Here is an 18,404-nt window from a genome sequence, read left to right as displayed (position 1 = left end):
ATTAAGCGTCTTGATTTGGTCAAGAAGGATGTATTTCGGAAGGAAAATGTTTTTTTGTCCACCACGTCCACCACGTCCACGACATGATGCCCGGCCTGATTTATCCTGCCGGGCATGTCTATTTGGTCAACACAAGAGCTTGAGCAGCAGTTAGCCGCCTGGAAGAAGGCGCTTCTCTCTGTGTCGCGGGGTAAAGCGTATTCGATAGCAGGGCGCACGCTCACGCTGCAGGACGCGGCGGAGATCCGCACTACCATCGAATGGCTCGATGCGGAGCACCGCAAGCTCATTGGTCAGTCCGGCCCTGTCTTCGTTACTGGGCAGGTCGTGCGATGAGGGCTCCCGCGCTGACTCGTAAGCGCTCCTTGCGTATGGCCTCCGCCCTTGGTCGCTCCATGCCGTCTATCTCGCGCGACGCCGGGCGGCATCGCGGTACCCTCAGCAACTACCGTCCCACCCGCACGACCATTTCCCACGAGGCTTTCGAGCGTGGCACCGCGCAGACTCGTTCCGAGGATTTGACCGCCAACGATTGGGCTGCCGCCTCGGTTGTCGATTCCATGACCGTGAACACGGTCGGCTCCGGCATCAAGCCCCAGGCTCGCGTGAACTGGAAGCGCCTGGGCATTTCGCAGGAAGCGGCCAAGGACTTGAACGAGCAGATGGAGTGGGCCTGGCGGCTGTGGTCCGCCGGAATTAGGGGGACACGGAATTAGGGGGACACCATACCTATTTCTCAATTTTGGATTCGATATCGATCCTAAGCTGACCTGCCTAGAGTGCCACGTGTGGTCCTTCCCAGCGCTTCCTCCTTCCTTCTCACCCCTCGAACCGAAATGGTTCACTGTAAGCTTTAAAGAAAAAGGCACCGGTAAAAATACCGATGCCTTTGGTTTTTTATGGTGCGCCAGGGAGGATTCGAACCCCCGGCCGTCGGCTTAGAAGATGTATGTAAAGATCAGTCATAACAGTGTGTTGCGATTTATATGTAAATTAATTCGGCATCTTGAAAAATCTTCATTCATCACGATTCATCACCCGATAGCAGGGTGAGTGGAGCAAATTTGGAGCAGATATGGTCCTGCTTGGCGGGGTGCTCTGGGGACAAACTCCTCGAGGAGTTGTCTGGAATCTGATGCAAGACATTAGCTCTATAGCGATTGAGGCAAGCATGAAATTTGTGGCCGATCTGGATGGGGTCGAGATGATGGCGCACTGAATGCCGCTCGGTATTTAAGGGGCCAGATTTTCAATTTTGGCACGTTGCGATAAGCAAAACTGATCAGCACGCTTTGCTCTCTCCAAGGCCGTAACCATTTATCTCGTCTTCTTTTCAGCGTATGGCAAATTCAGTTTTCAACACGTGCCCGGAGATCCCCTGCACGTCATGGGAGTAGAGCCAAGTGAACGCTGAGCGTCGCCTCTAGCGACCATTGGGGAGCTTGACCAACTGCTGCGCAGCGGATTCCTTTTTGGCCGCGGAATGCCATTCGATGACCTCCCGTAAGGTGATCATCCGTTCAGCGTCCGGCGCTTCGTCGTACTGTTCGAGCACGGTCTCCTTGGCCTCCTCGAGAATCTTTACGCCCTTGGCCGTGCGTGCGATGACCGTCGTCCAGCCTTCCGGGGCGCCGATGCCGCCAAAGGATAGATCGGCGAACTCGGAGGTGTAGTCATCGCAATACCGGCAGGCCTTGCGCTTAACGAAGTCCAGTTCGTCGAGGCGCAGGGAGAGTTGCTCGCCGTTCTTCAGGCGAACCAGGAAGCGGTCTCTGATGTTGATCTTGTCGACTTCTTCCCAGGAGAAGTTTCCGATGCGTTCGATCTTCTCCCTGCGTTTGTCGCCGAAGACATAGCCGCCGGAGCAGAACAATCCCAACAGGCAGTAAACCGATTGCGAAGGCACTACCCCCAAGGTTTCCATCTTGCGCACCGCGTTGATCTGGCAGGGTGTGCCCACCACGGCAACATTGGACAGCCCCTTGTGTGTGGCAGGGCCAAGCATGCGCATGGAAGGTGAATAGGTCGAATAGTCCTGAGCATAGAGGGAGATGGCTCCGCTGACAGAAAAGTCGAAGCTAGAGCCCGCGGATTCGATGACTTGGTCGGCATCCGTAGCCAGCCAGGGGATGCGTTTGAACGGGCCGGCCTGTCGCGTTACCGCCGCGCCGTCGATGAGCTTTTCTTCGAAGAGGTGGGAGAGGATGGCGGTCACCGTGCCCCCGTCCGTGGCGCGTGTGCGAAGTGCTTCGTCCCGCGCTCTGAATACGCCGATTTGCTCGGTCCGGCCTAGGGGTGGCTGCCAGCCCACCTTGGCCTTGAGCATCTCGTTCAGGTCGTCCACCGCCGGGCAGATCATGTAGCAGACTCCGCATTCGATGCACTTGTTGGGATCCCGGAACATGGGGCGTCCGGTCTCCGAGAGTTCTAGCGCACCGTAGTTCATGGCCGTGCAGAAGGTCACGCAGGCGCCGCACTGGTGGCAGCGGCCCTTGCGCTGGACATCCCGGATCAGGCTCTTGAAGGTGCGCGTCTTGGTTTTGCGGTAGCCTTCCTTGTATCGGGCAACGATGTCTAGGACGCGGTCCTCAAGGTAGCGGACCTGGGTTTCAATCTCCTCGGGGGACAGGCGGCGAATGTTCTGCCCCAAGGTCGTGGCCGCGTTTTTCTCCATCCCCGTGATCGCGTTGACCACGTCGGCATCGACCTCCCCTTTGGGGGGGAGCAGGCCGCACCCGCCGACGATTCCGGCGAAATCGTTGCCCACGAACACGGGCAACGCGATGTTGAGCAGGCCGGCCTGGCAGGTGCCGACGATGATCTTTCCCTCCTTGCGGACCAACTCGGCCATGGCCTTGTGGGATTTAGCGCAGACGCTTTCTTCCCTGTGAGGCTCCCCGCCGCGGATGATCGGACAGAGCTGGTTCGCCCATCTTCGTTTTTCGATCACGTGATCACCCGCCGCGTCATAGGCATAGGCGGTCATTCCCGAATGGTCGTTGAAGTCGGCGCCGAACTTCTTCCATTTGTCGGATGAAATCAGATCCTTCATTTGCATGGGGGACTGGCCTCCTCTTACGATACGAGAACCAAGGGCGGTGGCGGCGGCTCCGCACCTGGGGGCCGCCGCCGGGATTTCGCCGGAATCAGAACTTCGCCAGCGTGAAGATCGGGCTGCGCCGGCGCAGGTAGTCTTCCGTGACGTAGCCATCCCCAAAGCCGTATTTGTCGGCAGCTCCGACGATTACGTCGAATACCTCGGGGCGCAACAGGTTGTCCGTGGGCCGGATTCCGGTGGAGAGCAGACTGCAGACGCTCTTGGATTCCAGCAGGTCCACCTTGTCCGGGTGCGCGCAGAACCCCGTATAGGTCACGCCCTGGCAGTGGCTGCAGTAGAACCATTCCTTGGACAGGATGGATTCCAGGCCCAGGTCGGGAAGGTCCTTGAAGGCGAAGTGGGCGGCGTAGGTGTCGCCGAAGCCCTGTGGATGCGCGTGGTTCTTGCCGAAGATGTGGCCGGTGCAACCCATGTTTTTGCGCATGATGGCGTGTAACACCGCCTCCTTGGCGCCGGCGTAGCGGCGGTCCCAGAGCAGCATGGTGGTCAGGTGGACGCTTTCCTGGAAGTAGCCCGACTTCTGCAGTTCGTGGTGGCCCAGGAGCACGTTTTCGTCGATGCAATCCCCGATGCTCTTGTCGCCCACCGCGCAACTGACCATGATGCCCCTGGCCCTGTGCTGGAACCAAGCCATCTTCATCATCCATTCGTGCCCTGTATGCGGCACGTCGGTGGTGTGGAAGGCCACCACCCGCTTCCAGCGGCGCCGCTTGAACTTCTCGCGTAGCTGCTTGGGCGTGTAGAAGTACCTGTCGTACGGATCTTGGAAGATGGGGGGATTGATCATGGTCACCTTGCCGCCCAGGAACCAGTCCTCGAGGGAATGGATCAGCTTGATGCCAGGGTGGTCCACGTTTTCGGCGCTGTAAATCTGGTTGGCCATGTAGTCCTTGTCATAGGAATAAATGTCCTCGACCTCCAGCACCGCAAAGGGGACGTTGTGGTATTCGAGCAGGAGCTTGTGCCCCACCTCAATCGCCATTTCCCTGCAGTTTTCCTCGCTGATATCGTAGAGAATGGGCAGCGACCAGACGTAGCCGTTGGGCAGCATCATGGTGGTGAGGACACTGTCCAACTGCTCCTTGGTCATGAAGCCTTCCAGAGGAGAGAACACCCCGTAGGCGATATTGACGATTTCACGGGCAGTCTTTCCCTTGAGGCGCAGCGTGCCTTGGCATTCACCTGCCATCGTCGTTGCAAGCTGTTTGTCGGTGATTATCCTGTCCACGAGCTGACCGCCATGCGGAGACAGTGAGTTATCCACCGTTACCGAGTTCATTGGACACCTCCGTTATTTCTTGTTCCTGGTGAGGATGTCCTCAAGGCGGCGCTTCAGGTATTCCCCTGCGGCGTCGATTTCCTTGGGGTTCAGCCGTTCGATTCCCTTGCTCAACTGTTCGATTTTCTGTGCGCTCAGGCCCGTTGCCAATCCCACCTTCAGTGTGTCGATCCGCCCTCCGCTGGGCAGTAATCCGCAGCAGCCTAGATACCCGACGAAGTCCGTGCCCAGAAATATCGGCATTGCGATGACGAGCAGTCCGGCCGCGCAGGTGGTGAGCCGCATTTCGTTCCGTTTTAAGGGGAGAGCCTCGATCGCGCTTGGTACCTGGGCGCAGATCTCGGCGAGTCCCTTGGCGTCCCTCCTGATTTTGGGGCACAGCGGATTGGCCCAGTTGCGGTACGCGGTGATTCGGATGCCAACCTCGTCGATGATACAGCAGTTGAAACCCGAACGTTCGTTCAACTCCTGCTCCAGTGCGATCCATTGTTCCGTCGGTATGAGGTTGGACATTTTCATGGAGCACCACGCCTTTTGGTTTGTGGCCCCGCGGATCGGCCATCCCGCTGGTTCATCCAGACAAAAGCAGAAAGGATGCCAACGAAAACGGGACGCTTTGTGTTTTAAAGGTTCGTAAATTCAGTTGCTTGAAAATAACAGATTTGGCGTGTGCGTTTGTGTCTCGGTGCGCAATCGCTCCAATGGTACAGTTTGTCACATTGCAATGTGTCATCTTGAACAGCCCAGTACGATCGCTCATTGTCCTTTCCTTGCTACAGAAATTGCGGTTCGGGGCGCGGTGCAGGCCGTTGCCGCTCCGACCGCGAGGCGCTTGCGGCTCGCGGCGAAGTCCTTGAATACGGCGTCGTCGTAACGGGCATGACAGGGCAGGCATGGGGTGACCTCGGCAGCGGCGCGCCGTTCGTCTGCGTTCAGTTTCCTGCCGCCGTCCGGGAAGGCCTGCCACGCGGGATTCCCCAGGGCCTCTAGGCTTGGGCCCAGCAGGGCCAGATGGCAGTCCTGGCATGTTCTGGCCGGGGGGACCGTGGAATGCGGATCGAAGAAGGCTATGGCGTTTCGTGCCGGGGCCATCGGGGTCCGGCCTTGTTCCGGGCAAAGGTCCACGCGCACCTCGCAGGGCGAATACGGGGCCAGCCGCCCTGTTGCGTCCACGGCCAGCGGCGGATCCTCGAAGCGCGTGTGGGAGGCGCTTTCCTGCCATTTGCCCGACGTGTGTTCGTCCGCCAGGGCATCATACTGCCGCCCGGTGGGATCGAGTTGGACATGGCAACCGTAGCAGCGGGGCATGAACCGACTGTGGCAGGCCTGGCAGGTCAGACGTTCATGTCCAGGCAAGGCGTGATGCTCGGCGGGGTTGGCAGGTAGGGACAGGAGAAGCGGCTTGCCGTCCAGTTTACGAAAGAGCAGGGCCTGCGGGTTTTGCGGTTGTCGCGACGGACCGTCTCCGGGCCTGGTTGACAGCTGCAGGGCGTAGAGGGGGGTGGCCCCGCGGCTGGTTGTGGCTACGGCCCGTGCCTCGAAGGTGGGAACCGCGGGGTTCAATTTCGCCATCCGGGCGGCTTCGGCCAGGGCGTCCCGTCCGGATGAGAATCTGGGAGCGTGGCAATCCTGGCAGGCCACGTCCAACTGGTCCCGCAGACGGCGGTGGGCCAGGCCCCCGCCCATCAGTTCGGTTCCAGTGTGACAGTCGATGCAGACCATCCCCGCCTGGAAATGGGCGTCCGGCGGGATGGACTGGAAGAATCGTCCTCCCGAGAGCCGACGGGCGTTGAGGGTTCCTTGCGTGTGCGGAGTGCCGTAGCCGTTGGCTTCCCACTGGCCCTGGTAGGTCAGGCCCACGCGCGCCGAGCGGTTGTGGCAGCGCACGCAGTTATCTAGGGGCACCTGCATGGACAGTGCGCAATGGTCGAATTCACCCGCGAGCAAGAAAGCTTTTCCGGGACTGGAGACCACGTGGCAGGCGCTACACCCCCCGCCCCGTGCCGTCTGTTCTCCTCGCCCGCGTCCTTTGGGCCACCACAGGTGGCAGGCTGCGCAGAGCTTGGCGAAATACTGTTCGGGGGCCGTTCGGACGGTTGGGGCTTGGTCCCAGAGCAGGGCTGCGTTGCGTGGGCCGTGATCGATGCCCCAGAGAGAGTCCAGGGCTCCCAGGATGCCGCTGGCCGTGGCCATGACCGAATGCTTGACCGCAGGGACCATGGCCGGATGGCATTGCCGCTGGCCGCAGGTCTGCGCCGCCACGCGCAGGTCGCCAGGGTTGACCACCATGCCTTGGTGGGCTCTGTCGGCCTCGAAGGCGTGGGGGTTGCCGAGGTGGCAGGACGAGCAGCCCATGGTCACCGCGTCATGGGCTGCAGATCCCAGCCCTCCGCGTGCCATATGGCAGGATATGCAACCTTCGCGGGGATTGCCTCTGGAGGCGGCCAGATGGTTTTCCTGCCGGGTCACGGTCGCGGCCAGGACGAGAAAGGCAAGCAGGATGATGAGCGTCCGCATGTTTCCTCCTTCAGGCCAAGGCCCGTTTCAGTTCGAGCAGCAGGTACAACCCTACGCAGATCAGCACCGCGTAGTGCGCGGGCTTGGCCCAGCGCCCTCGCAGAATGGGCAGGGCCGCGACCAGCACGAAGAATAGTCCGGGCAGGATGATGCCACCCCAGAGGGGGGGCATGAGTCGTAAAAGTTCCTGCAATCCCAGTAAAAACCAGGGGCCGGACGCCCCGTCCACGGGCATTCCTGGGGGTGCGGGCAGGCCCAGGGGCACGGTCACGGTCCACCCCCCCAGGAGGAGCGCGGCAATGGCCAGTGTGTTGTTGTCGGGCCGCCAGGAGCGCAGATGCCCATGCAACAGGGCGAGCAGCGCCACGGGTAAAATGAAGCAATGGGCGATGTAGGGCGGCAGGAAAAAGGACTGGCCCTCGCCTACGGCCAAGGGAGCCAGCCACGCTCCCACAAGGGGCACGGCCCCCGCGAGGTTCTTGAGGATGGTCCCGGCCAGCACGGATTCCTGATCGCCCTTGAGAATGAAGCCCGTGAGCAGGAGCAGGAAACAGATGCCCAGTCCGCCGGTCAGGCGCAGCCAGACTCTGAGGGAAGTGCGGGCAGAGGCTCCTTTGGCGAGGTGATGCGTCACATGGATCAGGGCCAAGAGGGCGCAGGCCTGCCCACTGGCGAAGTGGAGCCGTCTGAAGAAAAATCCATAGGGCACCAGGGTGGTGATGTGCTCGACGCTCTGGAAGACGTTGCCCTGGGGGCGGTACTGGAAGAGGAGGACTAAACCGGAGCTTAGACTGATGATCAGGCAGGGCAGAAACAGGCCGGACAAAAGTTTCCACCAACACGGGCATTGTCTGAGCGGTTCGTGCCTCATGCTTCTTCTCCTAGGTTACAAGGGAGCCTCCACCTCAATGCTGCCGTTGCCCAGATGATGGATTTCCAGGGAAGTGAGATCCTCCCGGGCCTGGCCCGAGAGTCTTCTGCCCCGGGCGTCGTAGCGGCTGTCGTGGCAGGGACAAAGGAATTGCCCTCGAGACTCCTGCCAACAGACCGTGCAGCATAGATGCGTGCAGCGCGCCGACAGGGCCAGAAGCCCCGAATCCGTGCGGATCAGGTAGACCCCGTCCCGATAGCTGTGGTCCGTCTGCTCTTCGGGGCCGAAGCGGACTCTGCGGGTGCCGGCTCTGCGCCAGGACACGAAGCGTAGCACAGGCCAAGCTACAAGGCCTGCGATGACCAAGTGCAGGGCGGACTTCATCCATCCTAGGGCTGTTCGACGCAACATCTGTTCTTCTCCAGCAGCCTTGAGAGATATGCCGCGAATCGGCGGCGGAAGTCCTGCGACGAGTGAAGCAAACGTTCGGCGTCTTTCGTCGTCAACAACTGCCCGTTTCCGGGCGTGGGAGGAGTCGCTTCGAACAGGACGAGGTCAGGCGGGACGGCCCACGCTGGGGCGAGGCCTGTTGCCTCCTGGTTTTCGTGGCAGGATGAGCACAGCCGGCCCTTTGCCCCTGTGGTGTGCGGCTCATAGGGCAGAAAGGCCCAGCCTGGGCCGGATGAGTCTCCGCGCTGGGGAATCACGCTCTCAAGCACGACCCGTCCCAGAGAGTTCGTGAAGGAGACGAGGTACTGGTTCTTGGGGCGTAGGACCGAGATACGTCCTCTGGCGTCCACGCCCAGCGGCAGTTGCTCCCAGCGGCGGAAGCGCCATCCCACCAGCCATCTCGTCTTTTTTTGGGGACTCCTCAACGCTCGAGCCGTGCGCGGGTCGTGCGTAGGCGCATCCAGGCGCATCACGGACAGGCCGTACTCCCCGAAGGCCCATTGGGCATGGCAGGCGCTGCAACGCAGGCGACTATGCAGCATTTCGTCGTGCCCGGCAGTATCCGTCGAAATCCTGGGAAGAACCCTAGTCCTGCCGTCCCGGGCGTCGAACATCGCTGTACCGTTCTGGAGGCGAACGCCTCGCCGCGTGGGGTCGGGAGGTTCGCCCGTATATCCCCCATGGCAGGCGGTGCACGATGGCGCGCGTCCGCCTTGCCCCATGACCTCTGCCCCGCTGTGGCAATCCAGGCAGCCGAGCCCCCGGCTAGCATGGATGTCCTGCGTGAGTTGGATGACGGGTGAGGTCTGCCGTTGATTTCCGTAGATCTCGCCTTGAAACACCCCGTGGAAATCTGCGCCGACGTGGTTTTCCTGGTGACATTCCAGGCAGGCCGAGTCGTCTGCGGCAGCCACGCGCGTGGCGTGTTCATCTGCCGTCTTGGGCGTTGCTTCCGGCAAGCCGCAAGACGTTGTACCCTCCAGGCTGTGGCAGGCGGCGCAGCCTGTGGGACGTCTGCCGTCCTTGCCCGGGGAGCCGAGGTGGCAGTGCAGGCATTCACTACGTAAAAAATCGTCTACCAGCATGGCCGGGGAACGGGGAGTTGGGATGGGCTGCGGGAGTGGGCGCAGGGCATTGTTCGCGCTGAAGACGTGGGGCAGGACGGAGTCCTGCGCGCCCCAGAGATAGCGGGTCTGGTTGATGATGCCCGCTAGCGTGGAGTGAGGCGAGCGGAAGACAGCCTGGACCTGTTCGCCATGGCAATCTCCACAGTCCGTCGGGGCCGTCGTCCCACCATGGGCTGTAAGCGCCCACAGGATCGACATTAGCGCCAGGGCGTAGAGGCCCTGCTTCCGAAGTTTTGCGACGCCACGCATGGCTACCACCAAGAGACGACTTCATCGTATTCGAAGATCAGTTCGATGAGCTCGTCGTAGTCCCCGTCCGTGTTTTCCTCGTACAAGGGGAACTCCATGGTGTGGTACCCTAGGGACAGAGTGCTGATGAGTTTGCGCTGCGTATCATCGGGAACCGAGTTCAGGATGTGCAGCATCTTCTTGCGCTTGCGCCTGGGGCATATCCCGATGTCCAGATTGTCTTGTTCAATGCGTTCGGTCATCATGCGACCTCCCGGTCGGCCGGTCGAGGCGGCCTAGTTGTCCAGCATCCAAAGGATGGGCATCCTGCCCACGGGTGCCTCCATGCGATTGCCGAAGGGAATGACGATATCCATTTCCTTGAGTTTTTTGGCGATGGCGTCCGTTGTGAGATACTTGATCAGGTGTTCCTCCTTGAACCGGACGTTGGAGTAGCATTCGCACTCCATGTCCTCGACAAGCCACTCGAAGTTTTCCTGAAGCTTCTCGTTCATTTCTGCCGGCACATCCAACAGGAACATGTAGGAGAAGTAGTTGCCCACGGCCAACCCCAACGCTGATCTCGTGCACTGCCACAAATCCTCGAAACGGTGTACGATCATGCCGACATGCTTGATGTTTTCCATTGTTCGTTCCTCCGTGGCACCGTTCGCGTGCGAGTTGCTTCAAAAACTCAGATATCGGCCGCAGCCATCGATGATCTCGCAATGCCGTTCCTGCGTTGCGTAATCCTTATCTCCGAATCCGGGGACGGGCCGTTCACCGCCGTGCTCCTCGAAGCAGACCAGACACATGGCCATACGATTGACCACCTTGGGAAGTTCTTCGAACAGCGGGTCTTTCATCATGCTGCATCCGAGATGGCTGAAGAAGATGTCCACGCCCACATCGGCGCGTCTGGCGGCCTGACAAAGTTTGACGAGTTGCGGCAGGTGCTCGTTGGACGAAACGTAGACACCCAGTTTCTTGTCCATGACCAACCTCCATGCGTTGCAGACGTTCCCTGCGTCGGGGAACAATCCGTTAGGACTTGCGGATGTAGTAGCTGATGTACCCTTCCGCTTCCTTGTTTCCCAGGTATTCCCCGCCCTGCTTCTTGGCTCCCAGTTCGATGTCGTTTGTGGTCCCGGGGTCGGTCCCCATCATCTCAAGAACCGTGCCCGGAGCCATGCTCTTCAACGCCTTCTTGAGCTTGAGCATGGGCATGGGACAACTCAGTCCTCGGCAGTCCAGGGTTTCGTCGGGAGTGATGTTCTCAGTCATGGTGTCCTCCTGTTGTGGATGCCGGTGGGGGTTGGACGGAGAGCCCGCTGACCCGCGCCAGCTGTTACATCTCAACAACAAATTTATCAGTGGCTTCATTCCAGGCTGCCAGCAGGTACCACAGGGCCAGGACCAGGAAGATGCACAGGACCGTGCCCCGATAACCCAGATAGTCAGGTAGAAAGACTCGGGTTCCCACCAGTGCCTTGATGCTCTCGGAGGAGTTGATAGCTGCTTTGGTCAGTGAATTGGAGAGGGTGAAGACCACCAGCGCCACTATGAGCTTGATCTGACCTTCGGCGGCGCGCCAGGCCGTGCCGCTGCCGCAGCCTCCGGTCATGAGCATGCCGAAGCCGAAGATGAAGCCGCCCAACATTCCTCCCAGGGCGAAATTGGAGGAGACATAGGACATCTCGGGCCTGATCCCGGACCATTTGAGGATCGCAAAGCCCAGAACACTGATCATCAGGCTTGCGGCCACGGCCTGGGTGACCTTGGCGTCGCCGGTCATGAAGGGCTCACGGAAGGCCCTGGCAAAGCAGAAGCGGCTGCGCACCAGAATGAATCCGAAGGCCATGCCGCAGAGCAGAATGCCTCCCTCAATGGTGTAGCCCCGGAGTCGATAGACCTCGTTGGCGGCAATCCCCAAGGCGAGTACCAGCCAGCCCAGATACGGTTTGATAGGACTCCAGTCACGTCGGCTTTCTTTGGGTTTGGCCTGGGCACCGCCGCCAGAGGGCAGATGTTCCATTTCCCAGTACAGATATTTGAGGCCTAGCCAGGCCCCCCCCAGCAGTCCGGCCATCATGGCGAAACCCGAAAGGGACAGGGCGCTGATGGCGGAATAGAAACCGCCCACATTGCAGCCGCCAGCCAAGCCGGCGCCGATGCCCAGCAGGGTGCCGCCGACAATGCCCTTGGCAATCTCCAGCTTGGGTGGCACGCGGAATCCGAACTGACGGGCGATGAGGGAGGCAGCAAATGATCCCCAGAGCAGGCCCATGGTGATGATGGAGTTGGTGTCGATCCAGGCCGAATGCGGCGGGGTGGCGTAGAGCCCCACACTGTGGAAGAACCAGTCGCCCCAGACGCGCAACCCGCCGACCACGCCCCAGGGCCTTGCCCAGGTGAAACAGATGACGCTCATCAATCCGATGAGGATCCCGCCGACTCCCGTGGGCCACTCTTTGATGAACAGTCGTTCATAAGCCTGTTTCAGTGTTGCCAGGAATTCGCTGTCTCGGATGCTCATGGGGTCAACTCCCGTTTGTGGTCAGCAGCCTTCTTCGGCTTCCGGTTCCGGTGCAGCCGGTTGCGCCTCCTGATCGTCGGACAGCCCGGGCAACCCCACCAGTCCCGGTGAGCGCTCGACTTGGTCGGCCAGTGTGAACAGCACCGCCTGGTCGTAGTACATCCAGGCCAGTTTGGACGTAGGTTCCACCAGAATCGCCTTCCAGAAGAATCGTTTGGCCTCAAGATGTTGTTTCCGGGCCAGACTGACCTTGCCGAAGCGGATCAGACGTGCGCAGAGAGCCGTGTCGAAACTGGCGATCTGGGCCCTTGTCAGTCCGTATTCCACGGCCATGGTCACGGCTTTCGGTTCAGGGGTTTGTTCTTCGGCCAAAGGCGCTACCGTGATCAGAAGCGCTGCCAGTAGGCAAACCGTCAATGCAAACAATCTGGACATGTAGCACCTCCGAAATGCAGAGGAATTATCCTATTCGACCGGATATTCGGCCTTGTTCCAGGCTCGCCATCCTCCTATGAGATTAACGGTTCTGCCATAGCCCATGCGGAGAAGCGACAGGACTCCAAGGCTGCTGCGATCCCCGCTACGACAGTAGAGGACGATGCTGGCGTCGCGTTCCGGCACCAGTTCCTCGATCTTGAATTCCAGCCAGCCCCGGGGGATGGTGAGCGCCCCGGCAATGTGGCCCTGCCTGAATTCTTTATCTTCGCGGCAGTCGATGAAGTAGACCCCGCCCTTGTCCCACATCAGTTTGGCCTGATTGACGTCGACATGGGTGACGGCGGCCTTGGCTTCACGCACCAGATCCTTTTTGGTTAGGTCTTGGGGCAGGGCTGTCTGAGCCAGGCAGGTGCAGAGGGTCAGGGTCAGGAGAATGGTCATTATTCTTTTCATGGCGTTTCTCCCTGATCGATGCTCAGCAGGGCTTGTTCATCCTGCCGGGGTGGAATCTCGGTTTCCGGAACCATGACCATGGCGTTGGCCCGTCGGTAGGGTTCGGATACATCCCCTGACAGTAGGAACAGAGCCTTGTTGCCGTGGCAGGCGTTGCAGGTCTTATTCTGCGGGGTGATCCTGCGAATATTGTGGGGTGTGGCCAGCTTCCATGTTGGTAGGGCATCAAATTCGGCAAGTCCGTTTTCCACGTAGAAGTCGAACAGATTCGGGGCCACGGGGACATGCCTGAGCGTCACGAATCTTTGGGGGCGCTTAAGGCTTTGCTGGGGGTTGAGCCCGATTTTGAAACCCAGGAAGTTTTCATCGTTATTGAAATACTTGAAGCCATAGCGATCGAGCGCGACATGGCATGAGCTGCAGTTCTTGTAAGGCACGGAGTGACAGACTTGGCAACTTACCTGTTCCCGATGCGTGCGATGTTGCTTTGCGTTGTCGGCACCCTCGGCGTAGATGGAGAGGTGGCAGTCCTCGCAGCGCGGTGCTCTGGGAGCCTCGTAGCGGTGAGCGGCATCGGTTTGACCATCGCCATGCATTTCCTCACCGGTGTGGCATTTGATGCAGCGGAAGAAGCGCTTGCGCCAATGTACGTCAGGCGGCGACCCCTGATTCTTACCAAAATATTCGTTTTCAATCCGGCTGCCGTGACAGGCCGTGCAGACTTCGCGCATGGGGGGGGTGCGTATGAACTGGTGTCCGTCCAGGAATCCTCCCCCCACATAGGATGGGCGGCTGATATGGCATTGTCCGCAACTGGCGTGGCAGGCCCCGCAATGGGCGTTTCTGGCAGTGTCCACATTGGCCTTGGTCTCGGGGGTGTTGCCGCTGCGGGAGTCGATCATCAGCTGGAAGGGCTTCAGGGTAACATGCAGGCTACCCTTGGCGATGGTGGTCACTTCCTCGTGGCAATCACCGCAGACCCGGGTTGCGTCGCCGGTGGTCGGATCGCGCACCAGTCCATCGTGGGCCGCAATGAAATCTGGCTCACCGGGGTTGCCCCCGTGGCAGTCGTGACAATCGATTTCCCCGTGGTTTTCATCCTCAAGGAAAGCCCGGTCCACAAAGACCTTTTCGTGCGGAGCCAACGGCTCCACCGCACCACCTCACCCTTCGCCTGCGAATTGGGTCGATCCGCTGGGCACTCCGACGGTACTTCTGGCGATTTCCCTCACGGCATTGATGAGTTTTTCCGGGGTGGTGTGGCATTCGATGCATTGACTGGTTTCTGCCGCAGTCATTGGTGCTGCCCAGAGCAGCATCAGAGCCAGAGGCATCACGAGTTTCTGCAGTGCTTGCTGTAGGTACATGTCCGCCCTCCACGCATGTCGCTGACAGGTTGCCCATGAGCACTCCATGGGTCCTGATGAAAGCAACATGGGGGCCAGTTGCGGCCTTTGGCGAGGTCCGTTTTTGATCTGATTGATTTCAGGGGGTTGTACGTCGCTAAGCGGGAGACCCGTCACGAATGGAAGGGTCTAAAGTGTGCCGCGAAACAGATTGTAACATGACAATCTGTGCGCTGGATCGGGGCAGGGACTAAGGTTTGATGCCCAGTTCCTGCATCTTTCGGTAGAGCGTGGTGCGGCTGATACCGATCAGTTTTGAGGCAACTGTTTTATTCCAGTGGGCCTGTTCTAGGGCTTTGGAGATTCTGGCGCGTTCAGAATCCCAGAGCGTTGCGTTGTCGACGTTGTGTTTATCCGGCAGCAACTGGGTCTGCAACTCCACGGGCAGATGGCGCATCGTGATGGGGCCCCCTGGACAGAGAATGCTGGCGTGTTCCAGGGAATGCTTGAGTTCGCGGATATTGCCTGGCCAGGAGTAGCGGACGAAGACCTCCATGACCTCTCCGGTGACACCTGTGATGTCCTTGCCATAGATGGTCCGGTAGTGGTCGAGGAAATGTTCTGTGAGCAATGGGATGTCACCGGTTCGATCACGCAGGGACGGCAGTTTGATGACCATGACCTTGAGTCGGTAATAGAGGTCCTTGCGGAAATGCCCGTCCTGAACCCGGTCCCAGAGGTTGCGATTTGTGGCTGCAACGACCCGGACATCTGCCTTGTGCGTGGTTGAATCACCAACGCGTTCATATTCCTTGCTCTCAAGGACACGAAGCAGCTTGAGCTGTGTACTGGGCTTCAGATCCCCGATTTCGTCCAGGAAGATGGTGCCACCCTCGGCGGCCTGGAAACGGCCCATACGGTCCTGGACTGCGCCGGTAAAGGCGCCCCGTACATGGCCGAAGAGTTCGCTTTCCAGCAGGTTTTCAGCCAGCGCCGCGCAGTTAACCTTGACCAGAGGGCCAGTGATGCAGGTGCTGCCGTAGTGCAGAGCCTCGACGATAAGCTCCTTGCCGGTCCCTGAATCTCCCATGACCAGGACTGTTGTTTTCAGGTCAGTGAGTTGGTCCAGAATGGTGTAAATCTCACGCATTCGTTCACTTTTGCCCACGATGCTTCGGTAGCTGGCGCGTTCGTCCAGACGCTTCTCCAGCTCATCTAGGCGAGTGACGTCTCTGACCACGAGAACCGCACCAGCGAATTGGTTGTTGCTGGTCATGAGGGGCGAGGCGTTGAGCATGGTGACCTGGTTACAGCGAGTGCCGCAACGGCATTCTGCCCGGTAACCGCGAATAGCGGTCTTGGTTTCCAATACTTGGCTCAATACACGCAGGCAAGCGGGATGATGGTCATTGTCAAAGGCTTCATTGAGGTCTTTGCCCTCGATCATGTAGGGAGCCCTTGTGCAGAGCGAAGTCAGTGCCTGGTTTTTGTTCAACAGGCGCATGTCCTGATCCACGGTAATGATGGAATCGGACATGCTACGGAAGACCGCTTGCAAAGTGTTGCGCAACTTGTCTTGCTCTTTGTGGGCGCGGCGCAAGGTTTGTTCTACGAGGACGCTGGCCGTGATATCTCGGCCAACGGATTGAAATTCCACAAGCCTATCGTGCTCATCAAAGATGGCCTTATCGATCCAGTGTTGCCAGCGGATTTCACCGTCGGGCATGATGGTCCTGTGCTTAAGTCGCCCTACGGGAGAGTCCTTGGTGAGCGAGGCAAAGTGGAATTCGCATTTCTTGCGGTCCTCTTCGGGGATGAGCGGTTTGAAGTATCTGCCCATCAATTGTTCCCGATCCGTCCCGAAGTACCGGCAGTAAGCGTCGTTTACGAAGGTCAGCGTTCCATCGGGGGTGAAGCGGCAGATGAGTTCAGTTTGATCTTCAAGCACCGCACGGTAGCGGGCCTCACTTTCTTCCAGGCGCTTGTGTGCTTTTTCGAATTCTCTGGTGCGCTCGCTGACGCGCTGTTCGAGTTCGTCGCGAATTTGTTTGAGAGTCTCTTGAGCTCGTTTGCGTTCGGTGATGTCCCTGTCGATGCCTCTATATCCTAAATACTTGCCGTCTTGATCAAAAATAGGATCCGCGCTGGTTTCGAGAACCACGTGGCGGCCATCCTTGTGCAAGTTAGTATTTTCGAGATTCTTGAAGGGTTTCCGTTTCGAGATGTGGTCATGGAAAATTGCAGAGACTCGGGCGGCCTCCTTTACGGGCATGAAGTCGAACGGTGACTGCCCAAGGAGAATTTCGGGAGGATAGCCCAGGATGTCTTGTACCTTCGGGCTGACGTATGAGTAAACTCCGTTGTAATCCACCTCCCATATCCAGTCGCTGGTGGTTTCGACCAAGGCGCGATATTTTTCTTCGCTGTGGCGCAGGGCCTCGTTGATCTGGGCCTGTTCGGTGATGTCCATGAACGACCCGGCAATGCACAGGGGGGTATCGGCCTTGTCCTTGACCAGCATTGCCGAGGCCCGGATGCGGAAGGGAGGGCGGCCATGCCCCTTGGCCATCAACTCCCCGGCCCAGTATTCCTTTTTGCGAACGGCCTGGAGCACTTTGGACGCGGCGGCTTCGTTATCCCAGAAATCAAGGAAACGGCGCCCATGGACTTCCCGCTTGTGGGTGAATCCCCACATGTAGAGGAAGGAGGCGTTGGTATAGCAGACGTGGAATTCGAGGTCTGTCACGAGGACGGCGGTCTGGGACATATCCAGAATCTGGTCCCGGATTTGTAGCTTGGTCGTGTGAAGTTTGTGTGAGCTGGTGTTCAGGCCGTAGACATGCACGAAGCCGTACTCCGGGAAGGGGACCACGGTCAGGGCGAAGACGGCCTTGGGGCACAGGGCTTCAAAGCTGTGGCATTTGCCGGGGGAAGGCTTCGGGAAGACCTTGGAGAACAGCGGCTCGGGGAGAACTTCGCCAGCCTGGCAACTGAAATGCTCAAGAATAATCGCGCTGGCTTCGTTGGCGTACTGAATCCGGCCGTCGCAATCCACCCGCATGACCGGTTCGGGGCAGGCATCGGGAAACAGGCTTGGCTGATCGGCGGGTATTGCTGTTTTGGTGGGCACCGTCTCATACTGCAGGGAGGAGGAGCCTACGCTCTTGCTTTTGCTTTTGGTTTTCGTCTGTACTCGCCCCATGCTATTCCAGCCTTCCGGCGGGACCGTTCGCAAAACAGTGATGCAGATCCTGCGAGCCGATTCTGTCCGGGGTGCAATGTGTATAAAATTGTACCTGTTTATAACATTACATAATGTTTAGCGCGCTTGCAACACGTTGTTCATTTGTTTGTCTTCATATGATGTGTTTCGATATGGTATACTTGCTGTTTTGTTGTTTTATATGTTCTCAATATAGTTTATATAGCGTTCGCTTCTATTGTGATGCATTACCCTTATGTGCTTAGACTGGCCGTTCTCACAGGACTTTTTTTGAAATTTTGAACGCCACAGGTGTCCATCAAGGAAGCTGTCGATTTCCGTCGTGCGGGGACGGCTCCGGGCGGATGGGTGAGGCGCTGGCCGGGGCTTCGCGGCAGCGATGGCCCGGTGTTTCCATGTCTGTTTGTCTTCCGCCCGCAATGAGCAAAATGGCAAATCGAGAAACCAAAAGAAAAATGGCTCCGGTAAATCACCGGAACCATTTGATTTTATGGTGCGCCAGGGAGGATTCGAACCCCCGGCCGTCGGCTTAGAAGGCCGGGCGAGCGTTACCGCAGTAGACCCACTTTTCCATCAAATTACAGGTAGTTATGATGAATTAATGGGGGAGGCTTTTACCCCCTGTTTTCGTGTAAAATCCGCATTTCACTTATCCGGCTACTTATCCGCGCCGAACCGTCGCAGGCCTTGTGGTGACCCGCAATCATACCCTGTGTCTGTATTTGAGTCCACATTTCAACCTACCTGCACGAACGATCCGAACGCGCCTTGTACGTCTGTGAGTTTTCAGCGGCCCGCGCGCTTCCCCCTCTCCCCCC

18 protein-coding genes are annotated in these 18,404 nt (G+C 58.9%); 1 reads left to right on the top strand and 17 read right to left on the bottom strand.

Translation table 11 applies throughout. From position 1 onward, the window contains the following. Positions 1–332 precede the first annotated feature (332 nt). The gene (locus EL361_RS08825; protein WP_172961681.1) at positions 333–716 is read left to right on the top strand and encodes a phage portal protein; all 384 of its coding nucleotides are present in this window, start codon (positions 333–335) and stop codon (positions 714–716) included. A 707-nt stretch (positions 717–1,423) separates the two neighbouring features. Here EL361_RS08825 and EL361_RS08820 read toward each other — a convergent pair. The 17 genes from EL361_RS08820 to EL361_RS08740 all read right to left on the bottom strand — a co-directional run bounded on the left by EL361_RS08820 (position 1,424) and on the right by EL361_RS08740 (position 17,493). Beyond that, the gene (locus EL361_RS08820) at positions 1,424–3,058 is read right to left on the bottom strand and encodes a Coenzyme F420 hydrogenase/dehydrogenase, beta subunit C-terminal domain (protein ID WP_172961680.1); all 1,635 of its coding nucleotides are present in this window, start codon (positions 3,056–3,058) and stop codon (positions 1,424–1,426) included. Between the two features lie 88 nt (positions 3,059–3,146). Next, positions 3,147–4,397: a sulfate adenylyltransferase gene (locus EL361_RS08815; protein ID WP_126378625.1), complete on the bottom strand. Its 1,251-nt coding sequence runs from the start codon at positions 4,395–4,397 to the stop codon at positions 3,147–3,149. A gap of 12 nt (positions 4,398–4,409) precedes the next feature. Further along, complete coding sequence (locus EL361_RS08810; RefSeq protein WP_126378623.1) at positions 4,410–4,916, bottom strand: PocR ligand-binding domain-containing protein; 507 nt, start codon at positions 4,914–4,916, stop codon at positions 4,410–4,412. 237 nt (positions 4,917–5,153) lie between these two features. Further along, positions 5,154–6,914, bottom strand: coding sequence for a multiheme c-type cytochrome (locus EL361_RS08805; protein ID WP_126378621.1), 1,761 nt, complete (start codon positions 6,912–6,914; stop codon positions 5,154–5,156). Positions 6,915–6,924: 10 nt separating this feature from the next. Beyond that, on the bottom strand, positions 6,925–7,785 hold the full coding sequence (locus EL361_RS08800; RefSeq protein WP_126378619.1) for a cytochrome b N-terminal domain-containing protein: 861 nt from the start codon (positions 7,783–7,785) through the stop codon (positions 6,925–6,927). Positions 7,786–7,800: 15 nt separating this feature from the next. Next, on the bottom strand, positions 7,801–8,196 hold the full coding sequence (locus EL361_RS08795) for a QcrA and Rieske domain-containing protein (protein WP_126378616.1): 396 nt from the start codon (positions 8,194–8,196) through the stop codon (positions 7,801–7,803). Continuing rightward, complete coding sequence (locus tag EL361_RS08790) at positions 8,175–9,611, bottom strand: cytochrome c3 family protein (RefSeq protein WP_126378614.1); 1,437 nt, start codon at positions 9,609–9,611, stop codon at positions 8,175–8,177. Before EL361_RS08790 ends, EL361_RS08795 begins: the two co-directional genes overlap by 22 nt. A gap of 2 nt (positions 9,612–9,613) precedes the next feature. Continuing rightward, complete coding sequence (locus EL361_RS08785; RefSeq protein ID WP_126378612.1) at positions 9,614–9,856, bottom strand: hypothetical protein; 243 nt, start codon at positions 9,854–9,856, stop codon at positions 9,614–9,616. A gap of 30 nt (positions 9,857–9,886) precedes the next feature. Further along, the gene (locus EL361_RS08780) at positions 9,887–10,237 is read right to left on the bottom strand and encodes a hypothetical protein (protein ID WP_126378610.1); all 351 of its coding nucleotides are present in this window, start codon (positions 10,235–10,237) and stop codon (positions 9,887–9,889) included. Between the two features lie 39 nt (positions 10,238–10,276). Continuing rightward, positions 10,277–10,585: a hypothetical protein gene (locus EL361_RS08775; RefSeq protein WP_126378608.1), complete on the bottom strand. Its 309-nt coding sequence runs from the start codon at positions 10,583–10,585 to the stop codon at positions 10,277–10,279. 49 nt (positions 10,586–10,634) lie between these two features. Next, positions 10,635–10,874 (bottom strand): sulfurtransferase TusA family protein, encoded by a 240-nt coding sequence (locus EL361_RS08770; RefSeq protein WP_126378606.1) that lies wholly within the window; start codon positions 10,872–10,874, stop codon positions 10,635–10,637. A 64-nt stretch (positions 10,875–10,938) separates the two neighbouring features. After that, positions 10,939–12,126 carry a YeeE/YedE thiosulfate transporter family protein gene (locus EL361_RS08765; RefSeq protein ID WP_126378604.1) on the bottom strand — a complete coding sequence of 396 codons (1,188 nt, stop codon included), beginning with the start codon at positions 12,124–12,126 and terminating at the stop codon, positions 10,939–10,941. Between the two features lie 21 nt (positions 12,127–12,147). After that, positions 12,148–12,561 carry a hypothetical protein gene (locus EL361_RS08760; protein ID WP_126378602.1) on the bottom strand — a complete coding sequence of 138 codons (414 nt, stop codon included), beginning with the start codon at positions 12,559–12,561 and terminating at the stop codon, positions 12,148–12,150. A 30-nt stretch (positions 12,562–12,591) separates the two neighbouring features. Further along, the gene (locus EL361_RS08755) at positions 12,592–13,017 is read right to left on the bottom strand and encodes a rhodanese-like domain-containing protein (RefSeq protein ID WP_126378600.1); all 426 of its coding nucleotides are present in this window, start codon (positions 13,015–13,017) and stop codon (positions 12,592–12,594) included. Beyond that, positions 13,014–14,162: a hypothetical protein gene (locus EL361_RS08750; RefSeq protein ID WP_126378598.1), complete on the bottom strand. Its 1,149-nt coding sequence runs from the start codon at positions 14,160–14,162 to the stop codon at positions 13,014–13,016. Before EL361_RS08750 ends, EL361_RS08755 begins: the two co-directional genes overlap by 4 nt. Before the next feature lie 18 nt (positions 14,163–14,180). Further along, a complete protein-coding gene (locus tag EL361_RS08745) occupies positions 14,181–14,384 on the bottom strand; it encodes a hypothetical protein (protein ID WP_126378596.1) in 204 nt (67 codons plus the stop codon). Positions 14,385–14,613: 229 nt separating this feature from the next. Next, on the bottom strand, positions 14,614–17,493 hold the full coding sequence (locus EL361_RS08740) for a sigma 54-interacting transcriptional regulator (protein ID WP_172961679.1): 2,880 nt from the start codon (positions 17,491–17,493) through the stop codon (positions 14,614–14,616). Positions 17,494–18,404: the final 911 nt, after the last annotated feature.

This window comes from Desulfovibrio ferrophilus (genome assembly GCF_003966735.1).
GTDB classification, from domain to species: domain Bacteria; phylum Desulfobacterota; class Desulfovibrionia; order Desulfovibrionales; family Desulfovibrionaceae; genus Desulfovibrio_Q; species Desulfovibrio_Q ferrophilus.
Note: the sequence above shows the minus strand (reverse complement) of the source record. Positions and strands in the feature narration are given on the sequence as shown.

Bases quoted from the DNA above. Each gene is read 5' to 3' on its own strand.
- EL361_RS08825 (WP_172961681.1), top strand. From the start codon at position 333: ATGAGGGCTCCCGCGCTGACTCGTAAGCGCTCCTTGCGTATGGCCTCC.
- EL361_RS08775 (WP_126378608.1), bottom strand. From the start codon at position 10,585: ATGGACAAGAAACTGGGTGTCTACGTTTCGTCCAACGAGCACCTGCCG.
- EL361_RS08820 (WP_172961680.1), bottom strand. From the start codon at position 3,058: ATGCAAATGAAGGATCTGATTTCATCCGACAAATGGAAGAAGTTCGGC.
- EL361_RS08745 (WP_126378596.1), bottom strand. From the start codon at position 14,384: ATGTACCTACAGCAAGCACTGCAGAAACTCGTGATGCCTCTGGCTCTG.
- EL361_RS08765 (WP_126378604.1), bottom strand. From the start codon at position 12,126: ATGAGCATCCGAGACAGCGAATTCCTGGCAACACTGAAACAGGCTTAT.
- EL361_RS08800 (WP_126378619.1), bottom strand. From the start codon at position 7,785: ATGAGGCACGAACCGCTCAGACAATGCCCGTGTTGGTGGAAACTTTTG.
- EL361_RS08770 (WP_126378606.1), bottom strand. From the start codon at position 10,874: ATGACTGAGAACATCACTCCCGACGAAACCCTGGACTGCCGAGGACTG.
- EL361_RS08755 (WP_126378600.1), bottom strand. From the start codon at position 13,017: ATGAAAAGAATAATGACCATTCTCCTGACCCTGACCCTCTGCACCTGC.
- EL361_RS08795 (WP_126378616.1), bottom strand. From the start codon at position 8,196: ATGTTGCGTCGAACAGCCCTAGGATGGATGAAGTCCGCCCTGCACTTG.
- EL361_RS08815 (WP_126378625.1), bottom strand. From the start codon at position 4,397: ATGAACTCGGTAACGGTGGATAACTCACTGTCTCCGCATGGCGGTCAG.
- EL361_RS08780 (WP_126378610.1), bottom strand. From the start codon at position 10,237: ATGGAAAACATCAAGCATGTCGGCATGATCGTACACCGTTTCGAGGAT.
- EL361_RS08785 (WP_126378612.1), bottom strand. From the start codon at position 9,856: ATGATGACCGAACGCATTGAACAAGACAATCTGGACATCGGGATATGC.
- EL361_RS08760 (WP_126378602.1), bottom strand. From the start codon at position 12,561: ATGTCCAGATTGTTTGCATTGACGGTTTGCCTACTGGCAGCGCTTCTG.
- EL361_RS08810 (WP_126378623.1), bottom strand. From the start codon at position 4,916: ATGAAAATGTCCAACCTCATACCGACGGAACAATGGATCGCACTGGAG.
- EL361_RS08790 (WP_126378614.1), bottom strand. From the start codon at position 9,611: ATGCGTGGCGTCGCAAAACTTCGGAAGCAGGGCCTCTACGCCCTGGCG.
- EL361_RS08805 (WP_126378621.1), bottom strand. From the start codon at position 6,914: ATGCGGACGCTCATCATCCTGCTTGCCTTTCTCGTCCTGGCCGCGACC.